The following is a 24,834-nucleotide window of genomic DNA, read 5'->3' on the forward strand; positions in this document are numbered from 1 at the left end:
GAGATCTCAGCTTTTGGCGCAAGTCGTTTATGGCAATAAAATGACAATTCACGACTGACTGCTCAAACACCCAGCAACCGCACAACTTACTCACAGAGTTATGCACAAAGCCATAGTTTTAAGCCGTGCGCTTTACGCCATATACGGTAAGAATAATCGTGTGGAGTGAGTCGTAAACAGTAATGTGGGCAGGCTAAGCCAAAGCAATCCTGCTCCGCAAGACCAAAAACTAAGACATTGGGCTATAAAAGACGGTGTTTGTTTTTACACTTGGCAATCGCCGCTGTGCTTTGTTGTATACAAAGTTCCGGCACGGCAGGCAGGATTCGGTCTAGTATCTGCGTCGGAAAGTTATTTTAGATCACAATTATCACGCTTTGCGCTAACAAGCATTACTCCGTAGCTCAATTGAGGCTATGCTGTGATCGGTAGTGGCTAGCGCCCTACCATATTCATACTCTATACATTCATCCACTTTGAGATTGGACTGCCGATGAAGTTATCCCATTATCCTGTTTATATTCAGTCTGCCTTTTATGCAGTTGTATTGGCCGTGCTTGGTTATTTTGTTGTGAGCTGGGCTGCACCTGCGCTTTCTACTGCTAGCTTGTTTGCTATTGGCTTGTTGTTAGGAGGCTTTTTAATTCCCTTGTTGACTCGTCCACCGGTACCGGCGGCTATCCCTACTACTACCTTATATGTCGGTAATCTGCCTTATCGTGCCAACGAGGCTTCGGTACGTGCTTTGTTTGAAGAGTTTGGTCAGGTGTTATCGGTACGCTTAATGAAAGATAAGCACACCGGCAAGCGCCGCGGCTTTGGCTTTGTAGAAATGCCCAGTGACGCAGCACTTGCCGCGCAACAGGCATTGAACGATTCTGAGTTTCAACAGCGCACCTTAAAAGTGCGTGAAGCGAATGAACGTAAAGACGAAGAAGATGAAACCGAGCAATCAGCTTAATCATCTGACTTAAGGCACAAAGCAGTTAAGCTCGCCAAAGCCTTCCTTACTAAAAGCCCTCGCTTGTTGCAGGGCTTTTTTTGTGGCCGCCGTACAAAACAATCGGCCTTGCTGCTGTTTTGTTCTAGCCTGTTGTACATCAGGAAGAGCAAGTAATAAATGACTGACCCGTCGCGCTATAGCGGCTCCCGAATCGATTAGTTTTACCTGAGGTAAACATTGACCAATTTCGGCCGCTAACAGTGGAAAGTGAGTACAGCCCAATACCAAGGTATCGGGTCCCTGCTCGCTCGTCCAAGACGCCAGTATTTGTTGCAGTCTTTGTAGATCAACGGTTTGTCCTGCTAATTTATCTTCCGCCATCGTCACCAATTCGGTAGTACCCAACATAGAGACTTGCAAATCGGCGGCGAAGCTTTGGATAAGCTCGGCCGTATAGGCTCGAGATACGGTACCGGGTGTAGCCAATAATCCGATATGAGCAGGCTTGTCTGTTGTTTGCTGTTGCCTGCTGTATTCAGCGGCGGGTTTGATGGCGGGCACCACGCCCACTACGGGAATAGATAAACATTCACGCAAGGCGGGTAACACATGAGTGCTAGCGGTATTGCAGGCAATAACGGCGATATCTACCGAGTGTTGACTAACGAAAGAGCGAAACAACTCAACCACTCGCGCCACTAAGCACGATTCGCTTAGCTCGCCGTAAGGAAAATAGGCATTATCAAACAGATAGAGATACTGATGGCCGTCAAGGGTGTGGCTGAGTTCACGATACACAGACAAGCCGCCCATGCCGGAGTCAAAGATAAGAATGTTTGCCAACTTTTTGCCCTTCTATATAAGCGGCCCTTGTTGTTTAAAGGCTTACTTTTACTGAGCAAGGAACGCCCTCGCTGTGCAGGCTCACATCATAACGCTAAAGCTAAAAATGAAAAAGCCGACACTAGGCCGGCTTAAGATTGCTGATCAACGCTTAAGAACTTAGAAGCGGTAGTCGGCACCGACATAAAACTCCATGTCGGGTGCGTCGTAACCATCAATTACTTGATAGTCTTTATCGAACAGATTGTTAATCTTACCGTTCAGAGTTAATTGCTGCGTAAGAGGATAACGTGCACCTATGTTCCAGATGGTGTAAGAAAGCAGAGTTACATTACCTACATCGCCACGCTCTCCGACATACAGCACTTGTGCAAATAAGTTGGTATTAAATACATCAACATCGCCGGTCCAACTAGCTTTACGCTTAGCACGGCGAATCAACTGCTTTGCAGTCTTAATGTCTTTAGCATTTGTATAATCGTAGCTAAAGGTGTGGTGCAATAATCCGGTGTCCGCTTTTACTATAAATTCAGCACCTCTAATCAGAGAGTCTGTATTTTCAGTAGAGTTAACATAACCACCGTTATAAACAATAAGGTTATCAATGTTATTGCGATACAGATTGAGCTGCCAATCTAGCACATCATAGTCGCCGGCAAAGCCCAGCTCCCAGTTTTGGGATTCTTCTGGTTGTAATTCTATGCCTTTTTTGGCGTACGCAATATCTCCAAAGCTTGGGGCTTTAAAAGCAGTGCCGTAACTTAGCGTCGTTCTATGTTGTGCTGGCATGGCCAATGATAAAGCGCTCTGCCAAGTACCTTTACTCCCATATTGTTCGTTATCATCAATACGACCAGTTAACTCAAGAGTTAACGGCGACCATGTATGATAAATAGAGGTAAAAACACCAGTGTTGTCACGGCTAGATTGTACAGAACCGGTAGACTTTGAAAGTTGACGCTCTTGTTGCCAGTCCATACCCACTAACGTATAGCCTTGTTCAGAGTAATTATTCTGTACTAAGCCATCTAAGCGAGTAATAGAATTAGCAATATTGCTATATGACTTTGAGTTGCGGCCATCTTTTTTAACCCAATTTTCATTTTCAAATTCACCATAGCTAGCATTTAATTGACCAGCTAATTGCTCATCTTGATAGCTTAATCCGGTATCAACTTGATAGCTTTGAGTTGCGGATGTATCAGAATAGCTACCATCGTAATCGGTCTTGCTTTCCCAGCCGTTAGCGTTAGCGCCCCACGTCCACGCCTGATTTAGCTTATGCTCGATACCTAAGGTTAAATTTTTACTATCGAAACCATCGCGGTCAGTCTCAGTATTTCCTGGTTGAGGCTTTACATCATAACCACGGGTTTCCCGATAGCCGGTGGCCAATTGTAAGCGAGTCTCATCAGTTACCCACTGGTTGATGGATACGTCGCCGGCATAGTAATCATTGCTACCGGTAGTCACGCTCAGTTTGGTGTCGTTAATTGGAGAGCTAGTAATGATGTTAACCACACCACCGATTGCGCTTGAGCCATAAATAGCGGCACGTGGCCCACGAATATATTCGATGCGCTCGACGTTACTCACCGGCAACCGACTGAAATCAAAATTATTATTAACCATTTGCGCCTGAGGACGGCCATTAACCAGCACTAACACGTGGTCGGATTCAGTGCCGCGTACGAATAGACTAGTTGCTTGACCCAAACCGCCACTTTGGGTACCGAACTGCATACCCGGCAGGGTTTCGAGCAAGTCAACTAACGAGCGCGGCTGGCGACGTTCGATGTCGGCTTTGGTGATCACTTCCACAGGTGCGAGTGCACTGGTGAGCGGTTGTTTTACTTTGCTGTAAATGGTGATTTCAGTGGCATCGTCAGCGGGTGTGGCGAATGAATTTTGAGCAAATGCGGCCCATGGCAGCAAAACGGCTACCAACAACTTTTTGGACATGTGTTTCCCTAGTACGCGTAGTAATGGCCGGCTGGCCTTTATGTGATGACTTTGGCAGGTTTTCGGACTTGGAGGCTCGAGCGTTTGCTCACCTAAACGACGGCTTCCCACTCTATTGAGCAGTGCCTGGGTTTCCCCTTGTCGTGTCGTTCCTCGTTACCGCTGCGCGCCAGTTCCGGATTTACACCGGATTCCCGTTTATGCCATTTGGCACCAAAGCGCGGGCATTATAGGGAAAGCCAAGCCAGCTGTATATGCATATACAGTGGAAAAATATGCATGCTTCCTTATAAAAATGAATATGCGCTAGATCTCAAATTTGCTTTATTTACATATTAGCAACATCTGACTATTTGCTACGCTGCTTTAATCTATAGTTATGGCTAACGCTGCCGGTGCATGCGTAGCAAGGAGAGACAAGATGGCAAATGACTCAAAGAATAAAAATGAGCAGCCGAGCCGAGGTTTGCATGAGCTTTACGCAGAAGATCCGATCAAGGCCGATAAACTAGTATGGAATCGAGAAACTGATCAGGGGAGCAGACGTGGCTTTCTTAAGCGTGGTGGCCTATTCGCGATGGCCACCGCCATAGGAGCCAGTATTCCGTTCGCTAAAAATATGCCTGCGGGGCTCATTCCTGCCGCCTTTGCCCAATCTAACGAGCCTTTTGCCATTTCTGGTAAAGAAGGTTTGATTATTCTCAACGATCGGCCACTTAACGCCGAAACACCACCTCATTTATTAGACGATGAAATTACCCCCGCCAAGCATATGTTTGTGCGCAACAATGGACTGCTCCCCGATACCAGCGTGCTGGATCCGGCGAGCTGGACGCTGGAAATTGCCGGTGAGTCCTGTGAGAAACCCACCACCTTTACCTTAGCCGAGCTCAAGTCTCGTTTTAAACACCATAGTTACCAGCTGACGGTAGAATGTGGTGGTAATGGCCGCAGCGAATTCGCCCCTGCTGCCAGTGGCAACCAATGGACCACGGGTGCGGTCGCTAGCCCTAAATTTACGGGGGCAAGGCTGCGCGACGTATTGGAAGCCTGTGGCATTAAAAAGGACGCGGTTTATATCGGATATTATGGCGCAGACTTACACCCGAGTGGCGATGCGAGCAAAGCAGCTATCTCACGGGGCGTACCTATGTCTAAGGCATTAGAAGACGAAACCTTGATTGCGTGGGCCATGAACGACGAGGATCTTCCGGTGTTAAACGGTCATCCTTTACGTTTGGTGTGCGGCGGCTGGCCGGCTTCCACCTCTGGTAAGTGGCTGAAGAAGATAGTGGTCCGCGATAAGATACACGACGGCAACAAGATGGCCGCTCCTTCTTACAGCATGCCCAAATATCCGGTGGCACCCGGCACGCAAGTGCCCGATGAAGACATGGAAATTATTAGCTCCATGCCAGTGAGATCGCTGATCACCTTTCCAAAAACCGGTATCACTCATCAATTAGGCGAGCCTTTAGCTGTGCGTGGCCATGCTTGGGCGGGCGATCTGGAAGTCAGCGACTTTTATGTGTCGATTGATTTTGGTACCACTTGGCAAAAAGCGGAGCTAAGGGCACCGGCTAATCGACTCGCTTGGCAGCATTGGCACAGTGAGCTGACTTTTCCTAAAAAAGGCTATTACGAAGTATGGGCCAGAGCCGTAGACAATGAAGGGCAAGCACAACCCATGGTGGTTCCGGGTTGGAATCCTAAAGGTTATTTAAACAATGCTTGCCACCGTATTGCGGTACAAGTTGTATAAGAGGAGGACATAATGGCACACCCTTTTGCTATGAGTTTATTATTGCTGGGGCTGTCGGCCACTCCTGCTTTGGCCGCAGAGCAAGACCCTCAAACCGGCTTTATTATGGCGCCGGGTTGGGAAACGGTGCGCAATAATTGCATTGCTTGTCATTCGGCCAGTTTGGTCACCCAAAACAGTGGCAGCCGTGAACATTGGCTGTCTTTGATCCGTTGGATGCAGGAGTCTCAAGGATTATGGGCGTTTGATGCGGATACAGAAAAAACAATTCTGGAGTATCTAAGTAGCAATTATGGCCCCAAGCAAGACGCTAGGCGGCCATCGCTACGCGCCGACCAATTACCGGAAAACCCTTACCGCAAGAAACAGTCCTAATAATTAATGCTGATATAAGGCACTTCTTCGACGTTTAGCCGATGCTTGATGGCAACGGTAAGTACAAAGAAAAAGTTAGCCAGTACATTGGCAAATCGGGGCAGGGTTTCATCGAAACTCCTGCCCTCTTGCTCTAAGCGCACCAGCATGCGTACTATTTTTTTACCGGTACAACGGCATAAATGCAGCTGCGGCACGGGAGCCGGCCCTCTGGGGAGTACAAAGCCAGTCACTCGCCCTTCGCTCACTTGCTGATAATAGGTGTAGCGCGCTTTTAACCATTCGATATCTTGCTCGAAGATACCGTTCTTACCCCGTACCGAACCATTAAGATTGTAAATCAACGGCTGTAATTGCTCTAAGTCGGCACGGATATCGGCAAACTGTTCCGACAACATATCGAGCACCACGCCTATATGACAACACAACTCATCGGTGAGGATTTCGTAATCACAGGTGAGCCGGGTTTCATAGATAAAGGGATAACACCATTCACGAAGATCACTCGGTTTAGGGCGGCGCATGTTGGTTCCTTGGTCGGTAAACATAAAAGACTAAAGATTTTTCGCCACTGTATCCACACCTCTTTATTTATGAGGAACATAGAAACATAGCTTTAGTACTGGTTGGCTCGTCCTCTTATCCCATCACTCTTTACCCTTCACCTACGGGTACGTGCTAGAATTTGCGCTTCGTTTTTAAGAGAGGCACATCATGAGCACAGTGGTTAACCCGCACACCTATCAGGCACAGTTGGAGGCTAAAGTTAGCCAGCTGCAGCAGGCGTTTGCGCCTTTTAATCCACCGAGCCTAGATGTGTTCGCTTCAGAACCTGAGCATTATCGGATGCGCGCCGAGTTTCGAGTGTGGCATGAAGATGATGACTTGTATTACATCATGTTTGATCAGGAAACTAAGCAGCGATACCGCGTCGATCAGTTTCCTGCCGCCTCGTTAATCATTAATCAAGCCATGCCATTATTGCTGACGGCGTTAAAGCCGGATGCCGTGCTGCGCCGCAGTTTATTTCAGGTGGATTTTTTATCGTCTTTGAGCGGCGAGCTGGTGATCAGCCTTTTGTATCACCGTCAGTTAGACGATGCTTGGCAGCAAGCCATGCAAGGCGTACGCGAGCAATTACAACAAGCCGGTATTAATGCCAGCATTATTGGCCGAGCCAAGAAACAAAAGCGGGTTCTGGGCCAAGATTATGTGCTGGAGAAACTGCAGGTCGCAGACAAAGAATTAGTTTATCAGCAAGTAGAAAACAGCTTTACCCAGCCTAATGGTCGTATGAATGAGCAGATGCTAAGTTGGGCATTAGCCGTCACCCAAGGCGCCAGCGGCGATTTGCTGGAGTTGTATTGCGGTAACGGGAATTTCTCACTGGCCTTGGCGCCAAACTTTAACCGCGTGCTGGCTACCGAGATTGCCAGCTCCTCGGTGAAGTCGGCGCAATATAATATTGCCGCCAATAACATAGATAACGTGACAATTTTGCGGATGTCGGCGGAAGAGTTTACCCAAGCGATGCGTGGAGTACGCGAGTTTCGCCGTCTGCGCGGCATAGATCTCGGCAGCTACGACTGCAACACTATCTTAGTGGATCCACCACGTTCAGGGCTGGATGAAGAAACCGTGAAGCTGGTGCAAAAATACGACAACATTCTGTATATCTCTTGTAACCCTGAGACCTTGCAGCAGAATTTAGCCGTTTTAAGTCAAACGCACACCATTAGCCGTTTTGCGCTATTTGATCAGTTCCCGTACACCCATCATGTGGAAGCTGGAGTTTATCTTCAAAAGAAGCAGAAAGCTTGAAGCAGTAAGCCGGAAGTAATTGATAGAAACTAAAAAGCACGGCCAAGTGGCCGTGCTTTTTTATTTAGCTTATCGCTTACCGCTTCAGGCTTATAGCTGCCCGAAGGGTATGGAGATTAATCCAGCATGTAGTTTTCTGGCAACTCGATACGAGCTACGCCTGAAGCAACGGCCGCCAGTGCAACGGCACGAGCAACACGTGGCAACAAACGTGGGTCCATTGGCTTAGGAATTACGTAGTCTTTACCGAAGGTCAGACTTTCGTAACCTGAAGCATCTAATACTGCCTGTGGCACTGGCTCTTTAGCTAGACCGCGAATGGCGTCAACGGCGGCAACTTTCATCTCGTCGTTAATCTGTGAAGCACGAACGTCTAATGCGCCACGGAAGATGAACGGGAAGCACAATACGTTGTTTACTTGGTTAGGGTAGTCAGAACGACCGGTACCCATTACCAAATCTTGACGGATTGAGTGTGCCAATTCTGGTTTGATTTCTGGATCTGGGTTAGAACAAGCGAAGATAACTGGCTTGTCGGCCATCATAGCAACGGCTTCAGCTGGTAATACGTCTGGGCCAGAAACACCTACGAATACGTCGGCACCTTCCATTACATCTTCCAGCGTGCGCTTGTCGGTGTTATTCGCGAACAGTGCTTTATATTCGTTCAAGTCATCACGACGAGAGTGAATAACGCCATTACGGTCCAACATATAGATGTTTTCGCGCTGTGCGCCACACTTGATCAGCAGCTGCATACACGCAACGGCTGCAGCACCGGCACCCATACACACAATTTGTGCTTCTTCGATGTTCTTACCCTGCACTTCAAGTGAGTTGATAAGACCGGCTGCGGTAACGATTGCAGTACCGTGTTGGTCATCGTGGAACACAGGAATGTTACAACGCTCAATCAGCGCCTTTTCAATTTCAAAGCACTCAGGTGCCTTGATATCTTCTAGGTTGATACCACCAAAGGTGTCGGCGATCGCCGCCACAACTTGGATGAATTCTTCAGTAGTACGGTGCGTTACTTCGATATCAACAGAGTCGATATTAGCGAAGCGCTTAAACAGTAACGCTTTACCTTCCATTACTGGCTTAGAAGCCAATGGGCCTAAGTTACCCAGACCTAAAATGGCGGTGCCGTTGGTGATAACGGCAACTAAGTTACCTTTACCGGTATATTTGTAAGCGTTTTCTGGATCAGCGGCGATTTCGCGCACTGGCTCAGCCACACCTGGGCTGTAGGCTAAGGCGAGATCCTGAGCGGTTTCTGCCGGCTTACTGATTTCAACAGAGATCTTTCCTGGAGTAGGAAAGGCATGATAATCGAGCGCTTTTTGACGGAAGTCGGACATTCTACGAGTACCCTGATGTGATTGGAGACATTTAAAGGATTTATGTGTGAACAAGTTTATCATAATGTTTATACAATGTGATAGTAATCAACTTATTCGACACGACTAGCACACTTCATTGCTTTATCTGAAAAACGACCAGATACGAACTAGCTATAATGCAGATTGGCCACGGCGATTAGCCCTAGTTTAGCCCTAAGAATTTAGCCATCCGGAAACAGGAATAACGTATTTCCCGTTTCATCCCTGTTTCAACTCTGGCTTCAATCCCACTTTTAATTTCTATTGCTATTCGGTTGGCTACGATCGGCAAATTCACGGTCACCAGCACCTTCATCATTACGCCTTTTTATATTAAAAACCAGTTTCAATCGAGACCTTGTCGACATTTTATTCTGTCACGACTCTCTGGCAGCCTGAACGCAGGCTTTTGCTGATAAGGCTTAAGATTAATTACGATCGGGGATACAGTCATTTAAAGAGAGTATCAACCTAACAATTGGCAAATTTACAGCACAAATATCTACAATGAGATCCATGCTAGAAATTTCATCTGGACACGACAGTGAGTAAATGGTGAGCAGTTAGATTGGATTTAGAGGGGATAGAGACTACTGGGTATAAGTAAAAAAAATCAATAAAAAAGGCGCCCTTAGGCGCCCTATTGCAGCGATAGACTCGCTTACTTCTTGCTAGCCAAAGCACCGAAGCGCTTGGTGAAGCGATCCACACGGCCGCCGCTATCAACCATTTTCTGCTTGCCAGTGTAGAATGGGTGGCAAGCACCGCAAACGTCCAGGTTCAGGCTTTTGCCTAAAGTAGAACCGACTTTGATCTCATTACCGCAAGAACATTTAGCAGTAATTTCGTTGTACTCTGGGTGAATACCTTGTTTCATGGGATAACCTCTGAATTTGTAGGCCGTGTCGCTATCTGATCCTATGCCAGACACCACACGTAACGATTCACGTTTTGTGAAGGGTGCGAATAATATAGTATCGCTTTTTTACAGGCAAGGATAAACGGAGGTTAATTCATCAATGTCGTCATCGACAACACTTGCTTTGCTCAGGATAGTGCTGCCCGTGCCGCTGCGGCGAGAGTTTGATTATCTCTGTCCTTTACCATTACCCGTCCCCGGCTGTCGGGTGGCGGTGCTATTTGGTAACCGTGCCATGACCGGCCTAGTGTTGTCTCATCCCGATGATTCCAGCATAGACATAGCCAAGCTAAAACCCATTACGGCAGTGTTAGACCCAGATCCCTTACTCAACGAGCGCGAGCTAAAATTGCTGGCGTGGGCCGCCCAGTATTATTTATATGCCACCGGCGAAGTGTATTTTCAGGCGCTGCCCACATTACTGCGCAAGGGCGAAGCGGCCACTTATCGCAGTTCCAGTTTCTGGCACTTATTAGATAGCGAGGCCCAAATACCCGCGCGAGCCATTAAGCAACAGCAAGCACTCACGCTGCTACGCCAAGGGCCGTTAAGCGGCGGCGAGTTGCAAGTGCGCGGCGTAACTAGCGCCACCTTAAATACACTGGCGAAAAAGCAGCTGGCTGAAAAACGTGATCAAGTACCACAACCGCAAGATTGGCGAGCAAACCCGTGGCAGATTAGCGAACAAGACAAGCACAGACTCACTACCGAGCAAGCACTCGCGGTTAGCCTTATTCAAAGTGCCCAAGGGTTTAGCCCCTTCTTATTAGAAGGCATTACCGGCTCGGGCAAAACCGAAGTCTATCTGCAAGTAATGGAAGCCGTGCTAAAGGCCGGGCTGCAAGTGTTAGTGCTGGTGCCAGAAATTGGTTTAACGCCGCAAACCATAGCCCGCTTTCAGCAACGCTTTAGCTTGCCAATTTGCACGCTGCATTCGGCCATGAATGAGCGTGAGCGACTCGATGCTTGGTTGTCGTGTCGTGACGGCAGCTGCGCCATCGTCATCGGCACGCGCTCCGCCCTGCTCACGCCCTTTGCCCGTTTGGGGCTAATTATTATCGATGAAGAACACGATACCTCTTTCAAACAGCAAGAAGGGTTTCGCTATCACGCCCGCGACTTAGCGTTGCTGCGAGCCCATCAGCTGGATATTCCTATCGTTCTGGGCTCGGCCACGCCTTGTTTTGAAAGCCTGCACAATGCCGCCTGCGGTAAATATCAGCTATTAACCTTGAGCCAGCGCCCCGGCACCGCCACCGTGGCCGAGCATGTATTGCTAGATAGCAAAAACGTACAGATGCACGCCGGATTATCGCCGCAATTAATTACGCTACTCGGCCAAGAGCTGAGTAAAGGTAATCAGGTGATGCTGTTTTTAAATCGCCGCGGTTATGCCCCCGCACTGCTCTGTCACGGCTGTGGCTGGCTGGCCGACTGTGAACGCTGCGACGCCCACTTCACTTGGCACCAAAAGCCCTCAAGGCTGCATTGCCATCATTGCGATCACCAAAGACCGCTGCCGCCCACCTGCCCCAGCTGTGGTAGCACGCAATTGATGGGCACTGGCCTTGGCACTGAGCAAGTCGAGCAAGCGCTCACTGGTTTGTTTCCGCAATACGGCATTATTCGCATCGATCGCGATAATACGCGACGCAAAGGCAGCTTCGAGCAGCATCTGGAAGGCATTCGCAACGGTCAGTATCAGATCTTGATTGGCACGCAGATGCTGGCCAAGGGTCATCACTTTCCCGATGTGACATTAGTGGCGATGCTAGATGCCGACGGCGCCTTGTTTGCCAGTGACTTTCGCGCCACCGAGCGCTTTGCCCAGCTCTATATTCAGGTGGCGGGCCGCGCCGGCCGTGCCAGTAAGCCGGGCCGCGTGGTGCTGCAAACCCATCAGCCGGATCATGCGCTGTTACAAGACTTGGCTAATCAGGGTTATCGCCATTTTGCCCACAGCGCCTTAAAAGAGCGACAACTGGCAAACTTACCGCCCTTTAGCTTTCAGGCGTTGTTTCGGGCCAGAGCCACGGATGCGCGCCAAGTGCAGACTTTTTTACAACAATTAGTAGCGCAGCTGCAGCCGCATTTACCCGCAACTGTGCTCTGTTTAGGGCCGCTAAGCGCACAAATGGAGCGCAAAGCCGGCGAGTATCGTTATCAGCTGTTATTGCAATCGAGTCAGCGCCGCGAGCTGGCCTCGGCGTGTCGACTAGCGCTGGCCATTATCGACAAGCAGGCCTCGGCCCGTAAGGTGCGCTGGTCATTGGATATAGATCCTGTCGATCTTTTTTAAGCCTAAGCCTATATCTAGCTGTAGAGCATTGATTAAATAACAAATGAATAGCCAACAGCGGCTGACAACGCGAATAAACCCTAATATAAGCTGGCGGTTTTATATGCCATCCGCCACAACCTCTAACGCCAAGATATCTTAAGCGATGATTTTTGCTGGCTATTGCAGGCCTCACTTGGCCTTGGCGGTGGTTTTCTGCCCTCGATTTGCGTAGAATTTCCCATCCGGGTTATCTGTGACCTTGTCTTTAATTTGGTGAATTGATTATGAAAGAACATATTCAGGCTCTACTTGAGCAGACGGTAGCGACGCTACAACAGCAAGGCAAGCTGCCTGCCGATCTCGAACTTCGCGTCCAAGTAGACAGAACCAAAGACAAGAGTCACGGCGACTTGGCCACTAACCTAGCCCTGTTGTTGGCCAAGCCTGCAGGGCAAAACCCGCGCGTTTTAGCCCAACTGTTGGTGGATAACTTGCCTGCCTCTGAGCTGGTGGCCAAGACCGAATTAGCCGGACCTGGCTTTATTAACTTCTTTCTAGATGGCGCTTGGTTAGCCCGCCAGATTGACGCCATGGTGGCGGACGATCGCGCCAATATTCCGGTGACCGAGCATACCCAAACCGTAGTGGTGGATTACTCTGCACCGAACGTGGCCAAAGAAATGCACGTCGGCCATTTACGCTCCAGCGTGATCGGTGATGCTGTGGTGCGCACCTTAGAATTTTTAGGCCACAAGGTGATCCGCGCCAACCACATTGGCGACTGGGGCACTCAGTTCGGCATGTTGATTGCCCACCTAGAAGCGTTGGAAAAAGTGAATCCCGATGTGGCCGACTCAGGCTTGGCGGATTTAGAGCAGTTCTATCGCGAGTCTAAGCAAAAGTACGATGCAGATCCTGAGTTTGCCGAGCGCGCCCGTGGCTACGTGGTGAAGTTACAAGGCGGAGATAGCTATTGCCTTGCCATGTGGCAAAAGCTAGTCAACATCACGCTGCACCACAACCAAGCTATCTATGATCGCCTCAATGTGTCATTGACACCTGAGCATGTGATGGGTGAGAGCATGTACAACCCCATGCTGGCGGACATAGTCGCCGACTTGCAAGCCAAAGGGCTGGCGGTGGAAAGCGAAGGCGCGATAGTGGTGTACTTGGATGAGTACAAGAATAAAGACGGCGATGCTATGGGCGTAATAGTGCGCAAAAAAGATGGTGGCTTCTTGTATACCACCACCGACATCGCCTGCGCCAAATATCGTTATGAGCAGCTGCATGCAGATCGCGTGTTGTACTTTATCGACTCCCGTCAGCATCAGCATCTGATGCAAGCCTGGAGCATAGTGCACAAGGCCGGTTACGTACCTGAGTCGGTGAGCCTAGAGCACCACGCCTTTGGCATGATGCTGGGCAAAGACGGTCGCCCTTTCAAGACGCGCACCGGCGGTACCGTACGCTTGGTAGACTTGCTGGATGAGGCACAAGAAAGAGCCACGGCGTTACTGGCGAAAAGAGACACAGATTTTAGCGAAGACGAAAAAGCCGATATCGCCCGTCGAGTGGCCATGGGTGCCGTGAAGTATGCTGATTTATCGAAAAGCCGCACCACTGACTACATCTTCGACTGGGACAACATGCTGTCTTTTGAGGGCAATACCGCGCCTTATCTTCAGTATGCCTACACTCGCGTGCAGTCTATCTTCCGTAAATCTGGCATCTTGAGCAATGCCAACTTGCAGGGTCAGGTGCTGTTAAATGCACCGGCTGAAGAAGCACTGGCGCAAAAATTGGTGCAGTTTAACGACACCATTAAATCCGTGGCCGATAAAGGCCTGCCGCATTTAATGTGCCTCTATCTTTATGAATTATCTGGCGCCTTTATGAGCTTTTATGAAGCCTGCCCCATTAACAAAGAAGGCGTTACGGTCGAAGAACGTGACAGCCGCCTGCGCTTATGTGCCGCCACCGCTAAGGTGCTGAGTCTGGGCTTATCTTTACTGGGCATCGAAACTTTGGAGCGTATGTGATCCATGGCTAAGGATTACGTACGACGCACTAAACCAAAAAGCAAAACCACGACGCGGGCTAAAAAAAGTACGGGTAGCGGCCGTGGGCGCGCGCCTGCGCCCCGTCGTTTACCTATCTTGCCGGTGCTATTACTGGTGATGGTGGCCAGTGCCTTAGGCTATTTGATCCACATTATTAAGGGTGCCGCCGACCAGCGCCCGGTTACGCCTGCGGCGGTCGTCTCCACCCAAAAAACTGCCTCTGGCGCAGCCAAGCCCAACCCGGCGCCGGTTAACCCTATCGACCAAAAACCGGTCGAGAAGTGGACCTACATCCAGCAGCTGGAAAATAAAGAAGTGGTGGTGAAGTTACCCGAAGCTCAACAATCGACGCAGCGTTATTTGCTGCAGTGTGGCTCTTTTAAATCGGCTGGTCAGGCCGAGCAGGTAAAAGCTAAAATTGCCTTCCAAGGGTTGAGCTCTCAAGTACGCCATTCCAGTGGCAGCGTTTGGTACCGCGTGGTGTTAGGCCCCTACGACAGCCAGCGGGTGGCGGAGCAAGACAAGCACAAGTTGATCAAGGCCAGAGCCGTGGGCGATTGCGCTATCGCAAACTGGCAGGGTTGATCTTAAGGCCCTGCGTCCCCATTTCTGTGTAGATGACATTTTTGCCGCTGTTGCGGCTACACAGTCAAGTGAGGTTTTTAGTGACAACAATCGTTTCAGTCCGCCGTAATGGCAAAGTAGTTATTGGCGGCGATGGCCAAGTTTCCCTTGGTAACACCGTAATGAAGGGCAACGCCCGCAAGGTACATCGCCTCTATAACGGTAAGGTACTGGCAGGCTTTGCCGGCGGCACCGCCGATGCCTTTACTCTGCTGGAACGCTTTGAAGCCAAGCTGCAGGCCCATCAAGGTAACCTTGAGCGCGCTGCCGTGGAGCTAGCCAAAGACTGGCGCACCGATCGCGCGCTGCGCAAATTAGAAGCTCTGTTGGCGGTCGCCGACGCAAAAAACTCCTTTATCATTACTGGTAACGGTGATGTGGTGCAGCCCGAAGATGACCTGATCGCCATCGGCTCAGGCGGTGCCTTTGCGCAGTCTGCTGCCCGCGCCTTATTAGACAACACCGAGTTATCAGCCAAAGACATTGTCGAAAAATCCCTGACTATTGCCGGTAACATCTGCGTCTTCACTAATGGTCATCACACCATAGAAGAGCTGGCTTACGATAACTAATTTACTTAGGCCAGATAACGCTTGGCCCGCATTAAGGATTTGAACATGTCTGACATGACTCCCAGAGAAATCGTACACGAGTTGGACCAGCATATCGTTGGCCAATCTGATGCTAAACGCGCCGTGGCCATTGCGTTGCGCAACCGCTGGCGTCGTATGCAGCTGCCACCTGAGCTGCGCCAAGAGGTCTCGCCAAAAAATATTCTGATGATAGGCCCAACCGGTGTCGGTAAAACCGAAATTGCCCGCCGACTAGCGAGGCTTGCCAATGCGCCTTTTATTAAGGTGGAAGCCACTAAGTTCACCGAGGTGGGTTATGTGGGCAAGGAAGTGGACAGCATCATCCGCGATCTCACCGATATCGCCATGAAGATGACCCGCGAGCAACAGATGAAAAAATATCAGTTCCGCGCCGAAGAAGCGGCAGAAGAGCGGGTATTAGATGCGCTGCTGCCTAACCCGCGTAACAGCCGCGGCGAAGAAGAAAAAGCCGACAACAGCAACAGTCGGCAGATTTTTCGTAAAAAACTGCGCGAAGGTCAGCTCGACGATAAAGAAATTGAAATCGACGTGGCCGCACCGCAGATGGGCGTAGAAATCATGGCGCCGCCGGGCATGGAAGAAATGACCAATCAGCTGCAAGGCATGTTTCAAAACCTCGCCGCCGGCCACACCAGCAAACCGCGCAAGATGAAAATCAAAGAAGCGCTGAAGTTATTGATAGAAGAAGAAGCCGCTAAACAGCTGAATCCGGAAGAGCTAAAAGCACAAGCCATTCATGCGGTCGAAAACCACGGCATCGTCTTTATCGATGAATTCGACAAAATTTGTAAACGCGGTGAAACCTCAGGCCCCGATGTGTCCCGTGAAGGCGTACAGCGTGACTTGCTGCCCTTGATTGAAGGCAGCTCGGTAAACACCAAACACGGCATGGTGCGCACCGATCATATGCTGTTTATCGCCTCTGGCGCCTTTCAGGTGGCCAAGCCGTCGGATCTGATCCCTGAATTGCAGGGGCGCTTGCCAATTCGCGTGGAATTAAGCTCGCTTAATACCGATGACTTTGAGCGCATCTTAACCGAGCCTAATGCTTCACTCACCGAGCAATATAAAGCGCTGCTAGCCACAGAAAATGTGACTATCGACTTTACCAAGGCCGGTATTCGCCGCTTGGCGGAAGCCGCATGGCGGGTGAACGAGCGCACCGAAAATATCGGTGCTCGCCGCTTGCACACTATTATGGAGCGCTTGCTCGACGAGTTGTCGTTTGAGGCTTCTGACAAGTCTGGAGAAAGTATTCTGATCGACGAGCATTATGTGGATCGCTACCTCGAAGACCTAATAGAAGACGAAGATTTGAGCCGTTATATTCTCTAATTTTCAGCACCCAGTTGCGGCTACTACCAGACAATAAGCGGCAACTGCCCTAGGCATTAAGCAAGGAGCGGCGCACTGTCACACGATTGTGATTGAAAACTGCGCACGCCCCTTTATACTTGATGTCACCTTGTTTCCAAATGTGGCTGACTTCATGGAATACAATACTTCAGAATTGTGCGATACCTATATTGATATGGTGGACGTGGTTGAACCCATGTTCTCCAGTTTTGGCGGCCGAAATTCTTTTGGCGGCTCTATCACCACTATCAAGTGTTTCGAGTCTAACGGCTTGATTAGCGAGACCGTAAAAGAAGACGGCCAAGGTCGGGTGCTGCTGATCGACGGTGGCGGTTCTTTACGACGCGCGCTGCTTGATGCAGAGATTGCCGAAACCGCGGCCGAAAATGGCTGGGAAGGCATTATTTGCTACGGCTGTGTGCGTGAAGTAGATGCACTTGATGAGCTGGATATCGGTATTCAAGCCTTGGCGTCTATTCCGGTCGGTGCCGATGCCAACGATATCGGTGAGCTGCAAGTGCCGGTTAACTTTGGCGGCGTGACCTTCTTACCCGCAGACTATGTGTATGCGGACACCACGGGTGTGATTTTATCGCCGGAACCGCTAGATATTGAAGATGAAGGCGACTACGACGGCGAAGAAGACCAAGCCTAAAAATAGCCGTAAGCCATCAGCGTTAAGCTGTCAGTTAGCGATACAGACAAAGCGCTAAAACAAAAGGCCAACCCCATGGGGTTGGCCTTTTTTGTTCCACTTATCTGACAGCTGATAGCTTACCGCTGCTGTTAGGCGTTTTCTTCTACCTGATCGATTTTTCCTAACAGTACGCGCAAGCGGTCTTGCCAAGCTTCATGCTGCTGCTTGAGCTGCTGGTTATCTTGATCGAGCTGAGTGTGGTTTTGTTTGAGCTGCTGATTCTCTTCGCCCAACTGGCTGTTTAGCTCTTTTAACTCTTCAACTTCCATTTGCAGTAAAGCAATAGTGTCTACGGCCGACAGTATTTTGGCTTCCAGCTTTTCTAATACATCAAAAGACATGCACTCACCCCTAACATCACGGTTGTTCGGCCGGCTGGCCGCTAATAGCAAAGAGGATACAGCGCCAGTTGTTTGACAACAAGTGGCCACCGCGTTTGCAAGACAGATTAGCCTATATTTATCCGCTCTACGTCAATAACCGGCGTCGATAAAGTCCTAAATATTCTGATTCATATCAAAAGACGGCATGTCGGAGCATGGTCTGCCCACAATACGCGCCGGCACACCGGCCACTGTGGTGTGCGGCGGTACCGCATCTAGCACCACACTACCGGAACCGACTTTGGCACCTGCGCCCACTTCAATATTGCCTAAAATTTTCGCGCCCGCGCCTATCATCACCCCTTGGCGAATTTTAGGGTGTCGATCGCCTCCAGCTTTGCCGGTACCGCCCAGCGTGACGCTTTGTAAAATAGAGACATCGTCTTCAATCACGGCGGTTTCACCCACTACTATGCCAGTGGCATGGTCAAACATGATGCCTTTGCCAATGCGCGCCGCTGGGTGCACATCCACGCCAAACACGACCGAAATTTGATTTTGCAAATAGGTAGCTAAGGCGCGACGGCCATGGCGCCACAGCCAGTTAGCAATGCGATAACCTTGCAGCGCATGAAAACCTTTCAGATACAAAAGCGGCGTAGAAAATAAGTCCACCGCCGGATCCCGCTCTTGTACCGCGCAAATATCCGTGGCGGCGATATCAAGAATGCAGGGCTCTGCATCCATCACCGACTCTATCACTTCACGCAGGCTAATGGCCGGCATAACAGAGCTCTCTAACTTATTAGCCAGAATAAAGCTCAGCGAGCACTTTAACGTGTCATGGTTAAGAATGGTTGAATAATAAAAGCTGCCTAACATGGGCTCTTCTGCAATCATCCGACGAGCTTCCTCGCGGATGTGCAACCAAGTACTAGCTTGAATGCCGTCTTCCATGGGTTAAACCTTGTTTACTGTAAAAAGAGGTGTTCATATCCCAGTTGCTGGGGACAGGACCGATAATGGGTCCATATGAATAATAATGTCGGTATCAGGAAATAACCGCTCCAACTCCTGCTCGGCGTTAAGGGCAATTTGATGCGCCTGCACTAAGGGTAAATGATCATCCAGCTCAAGATGCAATTGAATAAAACGGGTTGCCCCAGACTGACGAGTCCGCAAGTCGTGCAAACCGTGTACTCCTGCTACCGCCAAACACGCGTCAATAATGCGCCTTTGCTCGGTATCCGGCAACTGATGATCTAAAAGCATCTGTACCGCATCATACCCAATTTTTAATGCACCTTTAAGAATATAGCCGCCAATTAATAGCGCAAACAAGCCGTCCGCCCAATGAAAACCCTGCCACGCCAGCCCTATGGCCAGCAACACGCCTATGTTCAATAAGATATCGGATCGGTAATGCAGCTGGTCGGCACGGATAGCCAGTGACTGGGTTTTTCTGATCACATAGCCTTGGTAGAGCACTAAGCTCAAAGTGACCAAAATTGAGAATAGGATAACACTTACGCCAATACCTGCATGGCTGACGGATTGACTATTGAGCAGCCGCGAGATACCGGTGATCATCAAAAAAATAGCCGAGGCACTGATAAACGCCGACTGCGCCAAGCCCGCTAATGACTCCGCCTTGCCATGACCAAAACTGTGCTCTTTGTCGGCCGGCATCAAGGCGTAACGAATGGCCATCAAGTTAATAAAAGAGGCGCTGATATCTAACAAAGAATCTGTGAGTGAGGCCAGCATACTGGCGGAGTCCGTATAGAACCACGCCAGCAGCTTAGTCACTATCATAAGACCTGCCGCCACCATGGCCGCCTTGGCCGCCCCCGTCACTAGCTTCTGGTAGGTCGCAGACTCAGAAATTACTTCATCAAGATGATTCACAACTAGCACCCTTATCGTCCTTAAACATCGCCTTACGACATACGCTGTACGCTTTAAGTTAAAATCAGCTGTAAAGAGACTGTGCTAAATCCACGTCTCAAAGGGCTGTGTTTATCTTTAACTTACGGCTTACAGCGTAAAGCTTACCGCTGCTCTACGAACTATTTACCGCCGATAAAGTCATGTTGGCGCCAAGCTTCGTAGCTGATGATGGCCACCGCATTCGATAAATTTAAACTGCGGCTATCGGCTTGCATGGGAATACGAATGCGAAATTCAGGCTCAATATCTGCCAATACCGACTCCGGCAGACCGCGGGTTTCGGGTCCGAATAACAATACATCATTCGCCTGATAACTGGCCTTATGATGGGGCTGACTGCCTTTGGTGGTGCAGGCAAAAATACGTTTTCCACTCACAGCTAGCAAGAAAGCGGCGTAGTTTTTATGAATGGAAATACGGCCGAAATCCGCGTAATCCAAACCCGCACGGCGTAAGCGCTTTTCTTCCAGTTGAAAACCCATGGGCTCAATAAGATGTAAGTGGCAGCCATTATTACGCGCCAAGCGCATAATATTGCCGGTATTAGGTGCGATTTCGGGTTCATAGAGCGCAATTTCAAACATATTTTTTCTCTTAATGATTTTTGCCACGGAATCCACAGAAAAATAAAGATAAAGGCGAAAAGTAACTGTAATGGTAAGAGCGACACCATATCCGATGAGGGTTTGGTGTTTAGACCTTCCCCATTAATAGTCTTATCTCGGCTTTGAATTTTTCAGATCTGATCACTATTTTTCCGTGTTCTTCCGTGACTCTCGTAACAAAGAGGCGTGGCAAAGGTATGGATCAGTTAGTTTTCGGCTCCGCCGCTGATAAATCCTTGGCCTCGTTCTAATCGCCACCAAGCCCAGCCCAAGGTAAGGCCTCGCGCCAACATAAAACACAGCATGGCTAACCAAAGCCCATGATTTCCCAATTCTTGGCTGAAATACCACACTGGGAAGAAGACCCCGAGCGTGGAGAGCAACATCATATCGCGCATCTCGGTGCCACGCGTAGTGCCGATGAAAATACCGTCCAAAATAAAGCACCAACAAGCGGCTAATGGCATTAATACTAACCAAGGTAAATAGCGCACCGCTTGGTCTCGTACCTCATTAATAGTGGTGATTAAGCCAATAAGCTGCGGGCCCGCTAGGGCGAACACCAACACAAACAAGAGTGCGATCAGCGCGCCCCAAAATAGGTTTAAGCCGCAGGCTAAGCGAAACTCGAGCCGATTGCGTGCACCCACCGCCCTGCCCACCATGGCTTCTACCGCATAGGCAAAGCCATCTAAGCCAAAAGAGATAAACATCAAGAAGTTCATTAATACCGCATTGGCGGCCAGCACCTCATCGCCGAGGCGTGCGCCTTGAAAGGTCATAAAGGCGAAGGTGAGCTGCAAACACAGGGCTCGGATAAAGATGTCTCGATTGAGGCCTAACAACTGCTTGAAAGCACCGAGCGTTAAGCAATCCGACCAAAACCCGGCCGCGGGCCAAAAGCCGCGTTTTTGCAAAGTACGCCACACCAACCAAGCACCCAGAATCGTGGCTAAATAGTCCGCCAACACGGAAGCTGCCGCAGCACCCTTAACTTGCCAACCTAGTCCTAAGACAAACCACACATCGAATACGATATTCACGCCATTACCCAAGATCAATAACAGCATGGGCGCGCGGGCATTTTGGTTACCCAGCAGCCAGCCCAGCAATACTAAGTTGGTTAAGGCCGCCGGAGCACTCCAAATTCGCACCGATACATAGTCACGGCCATAATGCTGTACCAAGTCGCTGCCGCCCATCAGCCAAAATGCCACGTCTATAATGGGCTTTTGTAGTAACAAAATAAGCAGTGCCAGCCCCCAGGCCAACACCAAACCACGCACCAACACTTGTAATAATCTATGGTGATCACCGGCGCCAAACGCCTGAGCCGCTAAGCCGGTAGTCGACATGCGCAGGAAACCCAACAGCCAAAAAATCAGGCTAATAATAGTAGCACCCACGGCCACGCCGCCGAGGTAATAGGCTTTATCCAGATGACCGATAACTATGGTATCCACTAGGCCTAATAAGGGCACCGTAATATTGGACAGCACCATAGGCAGCGCCAGCATAAACACCTGACGGTGGCGAGCGGCACAAAAAAAAGAGGGGGGCATAATTAATTCTTACTTAAATACGGTGAGGGGTGAAGGATAAAGAGTGAAGTGGACAACACCCAGTGTTCAGATGCTGCACTTTCTGAGGTCTTGGTATTATGTCGTCCTCTTTCCACTTCACCCTTAACTCTTTACGAGTTAACCGCGCCAGCGAGCCAAAATACTGGAAAAATTTTTCACCAACTCAGGGCCATTCACTAATGGCATTTCGGTTTTCTCATCAAAATCCGGCCGAAACGAGGCATGCAGCTCACCCTTAGGATTAACCAGCGCGATAGACGCCGAATGATCCACTAGGTAGTTATCGTCTTCACGATCGAAGATGCCATAAATTAGGCCCAGTTGCTGTACGGCAGGCATCAGTTGCTCATGCTCGGCTGTCACGGCAATAAAGTGGGGGTTAAAATACTCGGTATAGGCTTTTAGCCGCTCAGGCGTGTCACGCGCTGGATCCGCCGACACAAACACTACCTGCACCTTGTCGCTGAGCGCGGTTAACTCAGGATAAATACGCGATAAGTCCGATAAAGTGGTAGGGCAAATATCGGGGCAAAAAGTATAGCCGACAAACACCAGACTCCAATGACCTTTAAAATTTTCTTCGGTAAACGGCTCGCCAGTGCCAGCGGTTAAGGCAAAAGCGGTTAAGGCTTGAGCCTTGGGATAGACAACGACCGCATCGGTCAGGCTATTTTTTTTATCTGCATACCAAACGCCACCACTCAAGGTGCCGATCAACAGCACTATTATTGCCAGTACCCATATCCATCGATTAGCTGTAGCCATAATTTATCCAGTGATCCGCCAATATCAGCACAAACAGCCACATCAGGTGACTAATTGAAAAGTGGAAACAGTGTAATGCGGTTTGAGCAGAAGGTCTAAACTTCAGCCGCCAAGCCCACTGTATGAAGCGCAAATTCAGCAAAGTAGCCCCGAATAGATATAGCAAACCCGACATACCCACAGCCCAAGGTAACACGCACACCAAAGTTAACAACAAGGTATAAAGCAAGATGCAGATTTTGGTGAACTCAATACCGTGAGTCACCGGCAGCATAGGAACGCCAGCCTTGGCATAGTCGTCGCGCCTATGGATTGCTAACGCCCAAAAATGCGGCGGCGTCCAAACGAAAATAATCATCACTAATAGCAGCGCATGGCCATGAAACTCGCCGGTAATGGCGGTCCAACCGAGTAATGGCGGCATGGCGCCCGCCAGCCCACCGATCACAATATTTTGTGGCGTGGCTCGTTTTAACCACACCGTATACACAACCGCATAGCCCAACAAAGAAGCCAAGGTGAGCCAAGCGGTCAAGGCATTCACCCACACCAATAAGATGGCAAAGCCCATGGCTGATAACGTAAGCGCAAAGGCCAAGGCCGCGCCACTGCTCACCCGCCCTTGGGCCACCGGCCTGTGATAGGTGCGCGCCATTTGAATATCTATACGTCTGTCTAGCACATGATTAATAGCCGCAGCACCTCCAGCCATTAAGCCAATACCGAGCGTGGCCACGGCGACCTGTAGTAAGCTCGGCACTATCTCGGTTAAATACATGCCCACCACAGCGGTGAGCAAAATCAGCGCCACCACCTTAGGTTTGGTCAGCGCCCAATAGTCGGCCCAGCTTGCGGCCTTACGGATGCTATTTACTGTTTGGTTGCTAGCCTCTACTTCCGCCTTGCTAGCCCCTACTGTCTCGTTACTAATAGACACTGAGTTCCTAGCCATGTCGCCTCCCTTACTCGCCAGAGTCGCTCACCTAAACCGGTGACGATCAACAATAACAAAGCCGCTCCCCCATTGTGTGCCACCGCCAGCGGCAAAGGTAATCGCCACCAAACATTGGCCACACCCAAAGCCACCTGTAGCACCACAGCCATTGCCAGCAAGATCCCCCAAGGTTGCAACTCACGAGTCTGGCCACATCGCCAAGCCAGTGCTAATAACACTATTGCCGTCACCATGGCCCACAGCCGATGAGCCACATGAATAGTGATCCGCTCATCAGCGCTTAATACTCCATATTGATAACTGGCGGCGGGCATACCGTGGGGATGAAAGGCGCTCCACTGCCATTGGCTTAGCCACTCTCCTTGGCACACCGGTAGCTCAACACAGGCGAGCGCCGCATAGTTAGCGGCAGTCCAACCACCGAGCGCAATTTGTATTATTAGCACCAAGAGCGCCACCGACCATAACGCCAGTAAGTGTTGACCAGAATGTGGCCGAGCGCTCACTTCAGAGTTCAGGCCTAAGTTTAAAACAGAGCGGTTAGGCGCCATTGGCCGAGTACGGCGCAATAATAAAAACAGCAGTGCCAAAATGCTAAAGCCCCCCAGCAAATGGCCGAGCACGATAAAGGGCAGCAAATTCAGGGTTACGGTCAGCATGCCTAAGCTGGCTTGCATAATAACCAAGGCCAGTAACAGCCAAGCCCCAGTGCGATATGCTCGATGGCGTGCCCGCAATGAGCAAAGCGCCAACACTAAGATGCTTAACCCTAAGCTACCCGCCGCATAACGATGCAGCATTTCATTGCTTGCCTTATTAATATCCAGTGGTTGTTCTGGGAAACGGCTGGCCGCCAGCTGCTGCTCGGCGATGGTCTGGGGCACAGCATTAAAGCCATAACAGCCAGGCCAATCTGGGCAGCCAAGGCCTGCATCGGTTAAGCGCGTATAAGCACCCAGCAGCACCACTAGCAGCGTCAACGCAAAGGCAAACAAGCAAAGCAGGCGCATG

At 49.9% G+C, this 24,834-nt stretch carries 23 protein-coding genes and 1 riboswitch; of the genes, 10 read left to right on the forward strand and 13 right to left on the reverse strand.

Annotated features, from left to right (window positions below; translation table 11 throughout):
* The first annotated feature begins 493 nt into the window (after positions 1–493).
* Positions 494–961 carry an RNA recognition motif domain-containing protein gene (locus ACEN2G_RS08575; RefSeq protein WP_442021069.1) on the forward strand — a complete coding sequence of 156 codons (468 nt, stop codon included), beginning with the start codon at positions 494–496 and terminating at the stop codon, positions 959–961.
* Positions 962–970: 9 nt separating this feature from the next.
* Here ACEN2G_RS08575 and murI read toward each other — a convergent pair whose 3' ends face one another.
* A complete protein-coding gene (gene murI / locus ACEN2G_RS08580; protein WP_442021070.1) occupies positions 971–1,786 on the reverse strand; it encodes a glutamate racemase in 816 nt (271 codons plus the stop codon).
* Between the two features lie 159 nt (positions 1,787–1,945).
* Positions 1,946–3,748 carry a TonB-dependent receptor domain-containing protein gene (locus ACEN2G_RS08585; RefSeq protein ID WP_442021071.1) on the reverse strand — a complete coding sequence of 601 codons (1,803 nt, stop codon included), beginning with the start codon at positions 3,746–3,748 and terminating at the stop codon, positions 1,946–1,948.
* 36 nt (positions 3,749–3,784) lie between these two features.
* Positions 3,785–3,981, reverse strand: a riboswitch (cobalamin riboswitch).
* 188 nt (positions 3,982–4,169) lie between these two features.
* Between ACEN2G_RS08585 and ACEN2G_RS08590 the strand changes: the two genes are divergently transcribed.
* Both ACEN2G_RS08590 and ACEN2G_RS08595 read left to right on the forward strand, forming a co-directional pair.
* Positions 4,170–5,510 carry a sulfite oxidase gene (locus ACEN2G_RS08590; protein ID WP_442021072.1) on the forward strand — a complete coding sequence of 447 codons (1,341 nt, stop codon included), beginning with the start codon at positions 4,170–4,172 and terminating at the stop codon, positions 5,508–5,510.
* Positions 5,511–5,522: 12 nt separating this feature from the next.
* Positions 5,523–5,885: a hypothetical protein gene (locus ACEN2G_RS08595; RefSeq protein WP_442021073.1), complete on the forward strand. Its 363-nt coding sequence runs from the start codon at positions 5,523–5,525 to the stop codon at positions 5,883–5,885.
* Here ACEN2G_RS08595 and ACEN2G_RS08600 read toward each other — a convergent pair.
* Positions 5,882–6,409, reverse strand: a complete 528-nt coding sequence (locus ACEN2G_RS08600; protein ID WP_442021074.1) for an ATP--cob(I)alamin adenosyltransferase — start codon at positions 6,407–6,409, stop codon at positions 5,882–5,884. The genes ACEN2G_RS08595 and ACEN2G_RS08600 overlap by 4 nt on opposite strands.
* Before the next feature lie 190 nt (positions 6,410–6,599).
* Here ACEN2G_RS08600 and trmA point away from each other — a divergent pair, with 190 nt between their 5' ends.
* Positions 6,600–7,706 carry a tRNA (uridine(54)-C5)-methyltransferase TrmA gene (gene trmA / locus ACEN2G_RS08605; protein WP_442021075.1) on the forward strand — a complete coding sequence of 369 codons (1,107 nt, stop codon included), beginning with the start codon at positions 6,600–6,602 and terminating at the stop codon, positions 7,704–7,706.
* Positions 7,707–7,822: 116 nt separating this feature from the next.
* Here trmA and ACEN2G_RS08610 read toward each other — a convergent pair whose 3' ends face one another.
* Positions 7,823–9,067 (reverse strand): malic enzyme-like NAD(P)-binding protein, encoded by a 1,245-nt coding sequence (locus ACEN2G_RS08610; protein ID WP_442021076.1) that lies wholly within the window; start codon positions 9,065–9,067, stop codon positions 7,823–7,825.
* Between the two features lie 682 nt (positions 9,068–9,749).
* Positions 9,750–9,965, reverse strand: a complete 216-nt coding sequence (gene rpmE / locus ACEN2G_RS08615; RefSeq protein ID WP_442021077.1) for a 50S ribosomal protein L31 — start codon at positions 9,963–9,965, stop codon at positions 9,750–9,752.
* Positions 9,966–10,107: 142 nt separating this feature from the next.
* On the opposite strand from rpmE, the gene priA reads away from it, so the two are divergent.
* The 6 genes from priA (at position 10,108) to rraA (ending at position 17,600) form a co-directional block, all read left to right on the forward strand.
* Positions 10,108–12,306, forward strand: coding sequence for a primosomal protein N' (gene priA / locus ACEN2G_RS08620; RefSeq protein WP_442021078.1), 2,199 nt, complete (start codon positions 10,108–10,110; stop codon positions 12,304–12,306).
* Positions 12,307–12,572: 266 nt separating this feature from the next.
* Positions 12,573–14,330: an arginine--tRNA ligase gene (argS, locus tag ACEN2G_RS08625; protein WP_442021079.1), complete on the forward strand. Its 1,758-nt coding sequence runs from the start codon at positions 12,573–12,575 to the stop codon at positions 14,328–14,330.
* A gap of 3 nt (positions 14,331–14,333) precedes the next feature.
* Complete coding sequence (locus ACEN2G_RS08630) at positions 14,334–14,936, forward strand: SPOR domain-containing protein (protein ID WP_442021080.1); 603 nt, start codon at positions 14,334–14,336, stop codon at positions 14,934–14,936.
* 80 nt (positions 14,937–15,016) lie between these two features.
* On the forward strand, positions 15,017–15,547 hold the full coding sequence (gene hslV, locus ACEN2G_RS08635) for an ATP-dependent protease subunit HslV (RefSeq protein WP_442021081.1): 531 nt from the start codon (positions 15,017–15,019) through the stop codon (positions 15,545–15,547).
* A 45-nt stretch (positions 15,548–15,592) separates the two neighbouring features.
* Positions 15,593–16,924: an ATP-dependent protease ATPase subunit HslU gene (gene hslU, locus ACEN2G_RS08640; protein ID WP_442021082.1), complete on the forward strand. Its 1,332-nt coding sequence runs from the start codon at positions 15,593–15,595 to the stop codon at positions 16,922–16,924.
* 154 nt (positions 16,925–17,078) lie between these two features.
* Positions 17,079–17,600, forward strand: coding sequence for a ribonuclease E activity regulator RraA (gene rraA / locus ACEN2G_RS08645; RefSeq protein ID WP_442021083.1), 522 nt, complete (start codon positions 17,079–17,081; stop codon positions 17,598–17,600).
* 131 nt (positions 17,601–17,731) lie between these two features.
* Here rraA and zapB read toward each other — a convergent pair whose 3' ends face one another.
* The 8 genes from zapB to ACEN2G_RS08685 form a co-directional block, all read right to left on the reverse strand.
* Positions 17,732–17,983, reverse strand: a complete 252-nt coding sequence (gene zapB, locus ACEN2G_RS08650) for a cell division protein ZapB (protein WP_442021084.1) — start codon at positions 17,981–17,983, stop codon at positions 17,732–17,734.
* Positions 17,984–18,139: 156 nt separating this feature from the next.
* Positions 18,140–18,922 (reverse strand): serine O-acetyltransferase, encoded by a 783-nt coding sequence (gene cysE / locus ACEN2G_RS08655; RefSeq protein ID WP_442021085.1) that lies wholly within the window; start codon positions 18,920–18,922, stop codon positions 18,140–18,142.
* 33 nt (positions 18,923–18,955) lie between these two features.
* Positions 18,956–19,798 (reverse strand): cation diffusion facilitator family transporter, encoded by an 843-nt coding sequence (locus ACEN2G_RS08660; RefSeq protein WP_442021149.1) that lies wholly within the window; start codon positions 19,796–19,798, stop codon positions 18,956–18,958.
* Positions 19,799–20,034: 236 nt separating this feature from the next.
* On the reverse strand, positions 20,035–20,499 hold the full coding sequence (locus ACEN2G_RS08665) for a tRNA (cytidine(34)-2'-O)-methyltransferase (protein ID WP_442021086.1): 465 nt from the start codon (positions 20,497–20,499) through the stop codon (positions 20,035–20,037).
* Between the two features lie 227 nt (positions 20,500–20,726).
* Positions 20,727–22,082: an MATE family efflux transporter DinF gene (gene dinF, locus ACEN2G_RS08670; RefSeq protein ID WP_442021087.1), complete on the reverse strand. Its 1,356-nt coding sequence runs from the start codon at positions 22,080–22,082 to the stop codon at positions 20,727–20,729.
* Between the two features lie 138 nt (positions 22,083–22,220).
* Positions 22,221–22,868 (reverse strand): SCO family protein, encoded by a 648-nt coding sequence (locus ACEN2G_RS08675; RefSeq protein ID WP_442021088.1) that lies wholly within the window; start codon positions 22,866–22,868, stop codon positions 22,221–22,223.
* On the reverse strand, positions 22,855–23,820 hold the full coding sequence (gene cyoE / locus ACEN2G_RS08680; RefSeq protein ID WP_442021089.1) for a heme o synthase: 966 nt from the start codon (positions 23,818–23,820) through the stop codon (positions 22,855–22,857). The genes ACEN2G_RS08675 and cyoE overlap by 14 nt, the downstream gene beginning before the upstream one ends.
* Positions 23,781–24,833: a COX15/CtaA family protein gene (locus ACEN2G_RS08685; RefSeq protein ID WP_442021090.1), complete on the reverse strand. Its 1,053-nt coding sequence runs from the start codon at positions 24,831–24,833 to the stop codon at positions 23,781–23,783. The genes cyoE and ACEN2G_RS08685 overlap by 40 nt, the downstream gene beginning before the upstream one ends.
* Position 24,834 lies beyond the last annotated feature (1 nt).

Origin of the sequence: Oceanisphaera sp. W20_SRM_FM3, from assembly GCF_052119705.1 — a bacterium.
Classification (GTDB): Bacteria; Pseudomonadota; Gammaproteobacteria; order Enterobacterales; family Aeromonadaceae; genus Oceanimonas.

Coding starts and splice junctions, on each gene's coding strand:
- ACEN2G_RS08575 (WP_442021069.1), top strand. CDS start 494: ATGAAGTTATCCCATTATCCTGTTTATATTCAGTCTGCCTTTTATGCA.
- ACEN2G_RS08585 (WP_442021071.1), bottom strand. CDS start 3,748: ATGTCCAAAAAGTTGTTGGTAGCCGTTTTGCTGCCATGGGCCGCATTT.
- ACEN2G_RS08590 (WP_442021072.1), top strand. CDS start 4,170: ATGGCAAATGACTCAAAGAATAAAAATGAGCAGCCGAGCCGAGGTTTG.
- ACEN2G_RS08595 (WP_442021073.1), top strand. CDS start 5,523: ATGGCACACCCTTTTGCTATGAGTTTATTATTGCTGGGGCTGTCGGCC.
- ACEN2G_RS08600 (WP_442021074.1), bottom strand. CDS start 6,409: ATGCGCCGCCCTAAACCGAGTGATCTTCGTGAATGGTGTTATCCCTTT.
- trmA (WP_442021075.1), top strand. CDS start 6,600: ATGAGCACAGTGGTTAACCCGCACACCTATCAGGCACAGTTGGAGGCT.
- ACEN2G_RS08610 (WP_442021076.1), bottom strand. CDS start 9,067: ATGTCCGACTTCCGTCAAAAAGCGCTCGATTATCATGCCTTTCCTACT.
- rpmE (WP_442021077.1), bottom strand. CDS start 9,965: ATGAAACAAGGTATTCACCCAGAGTACAACGAAATTACTGCTAAATGT.
- priA (WP_442021078.1), top strand. CDS start 10,108: ATGTCGTCATCGACAACACTTGCTTTGCTCAGGATAGTGCTGCCCGTG.
- argS (WP_442021079.1), top strand. CDS start 12,573: ATGAAAGAACATATTCAGGCTCTACTTGAGCAGACGGTAGCGACGCTA.
- ACEN2G_RS08630 (WP_442021080.1), top strand. CDS start 14,334: ATGGCTAAGGATTACGTACGACGCACTAAACCAAAAAGCAAAACCACG.
- hslU (WP_442021082.1), top strand. CDS start 15,593: ATGTCTGACATGACTCCCAGAGAAATCGTACACGAGTTGGACCAGCAT.
- rraA (WP_442021083.1), top strand. CDS start 17,079: ATGGAATACAATACTTCAGAATTGTGCGATACCTATATTGATATGGTG.
- zapB (WP_442021084.1), bottom strand. CDS start 17,983: ATGTCTTTTGATGTATTAGAAAAGCTGGAAGCCAAAATACTGTCGGCC.
- cysE (WP_442021085.1), bottom strand. CDS start 18,922: ATGGAAGACGGCATTCAAGCTAGTACTTGGTTGCACATCCGCGAGGAA.
- ACEN2G_RS08660 (WP_442021149.1), bottom strand. CDS start 19,798: ATGGTGGCGGCAGGTCTTATGATAGTGACTAAGCTGCTGGCGTGGTTC.
- ACEN2G_RS08665 (WP_442021086.1), bottom strand. CDS start 20,499: ATGTTTGAAATTGCGCTCTATGAACCCGAAATCGCACCTAATACCGGC.
- dinF (WP_442021087.1), bottom strand. CDS start 22,082: ATGCCCCCCTCTTTTTTTTGTGCCGCTCGCCACCGTCAGGTGTTTATG.
- ACEN2G_RS08675 (WP_442021088.1), bottom strand. CDS start 22,868: ATGGCTACAGCTAATCGATGGATATGGGTACTGGCAATAATAGTGCTG.
- cyoE (WP_442021089.1), bottom strand. CDS start 23,820: ATGGCTAGGAACTCAGTGTCTATTAGTAACGAGACAGTAGGGGCTAGC.
- ACEN2G_RS08685 (WP_442021090.1), bottom strand. CDS start 24,833: ATGCGCCTGCTTTGCTTGTTTGCCTTTGCGTTGACGCTGCTAGTGGTG.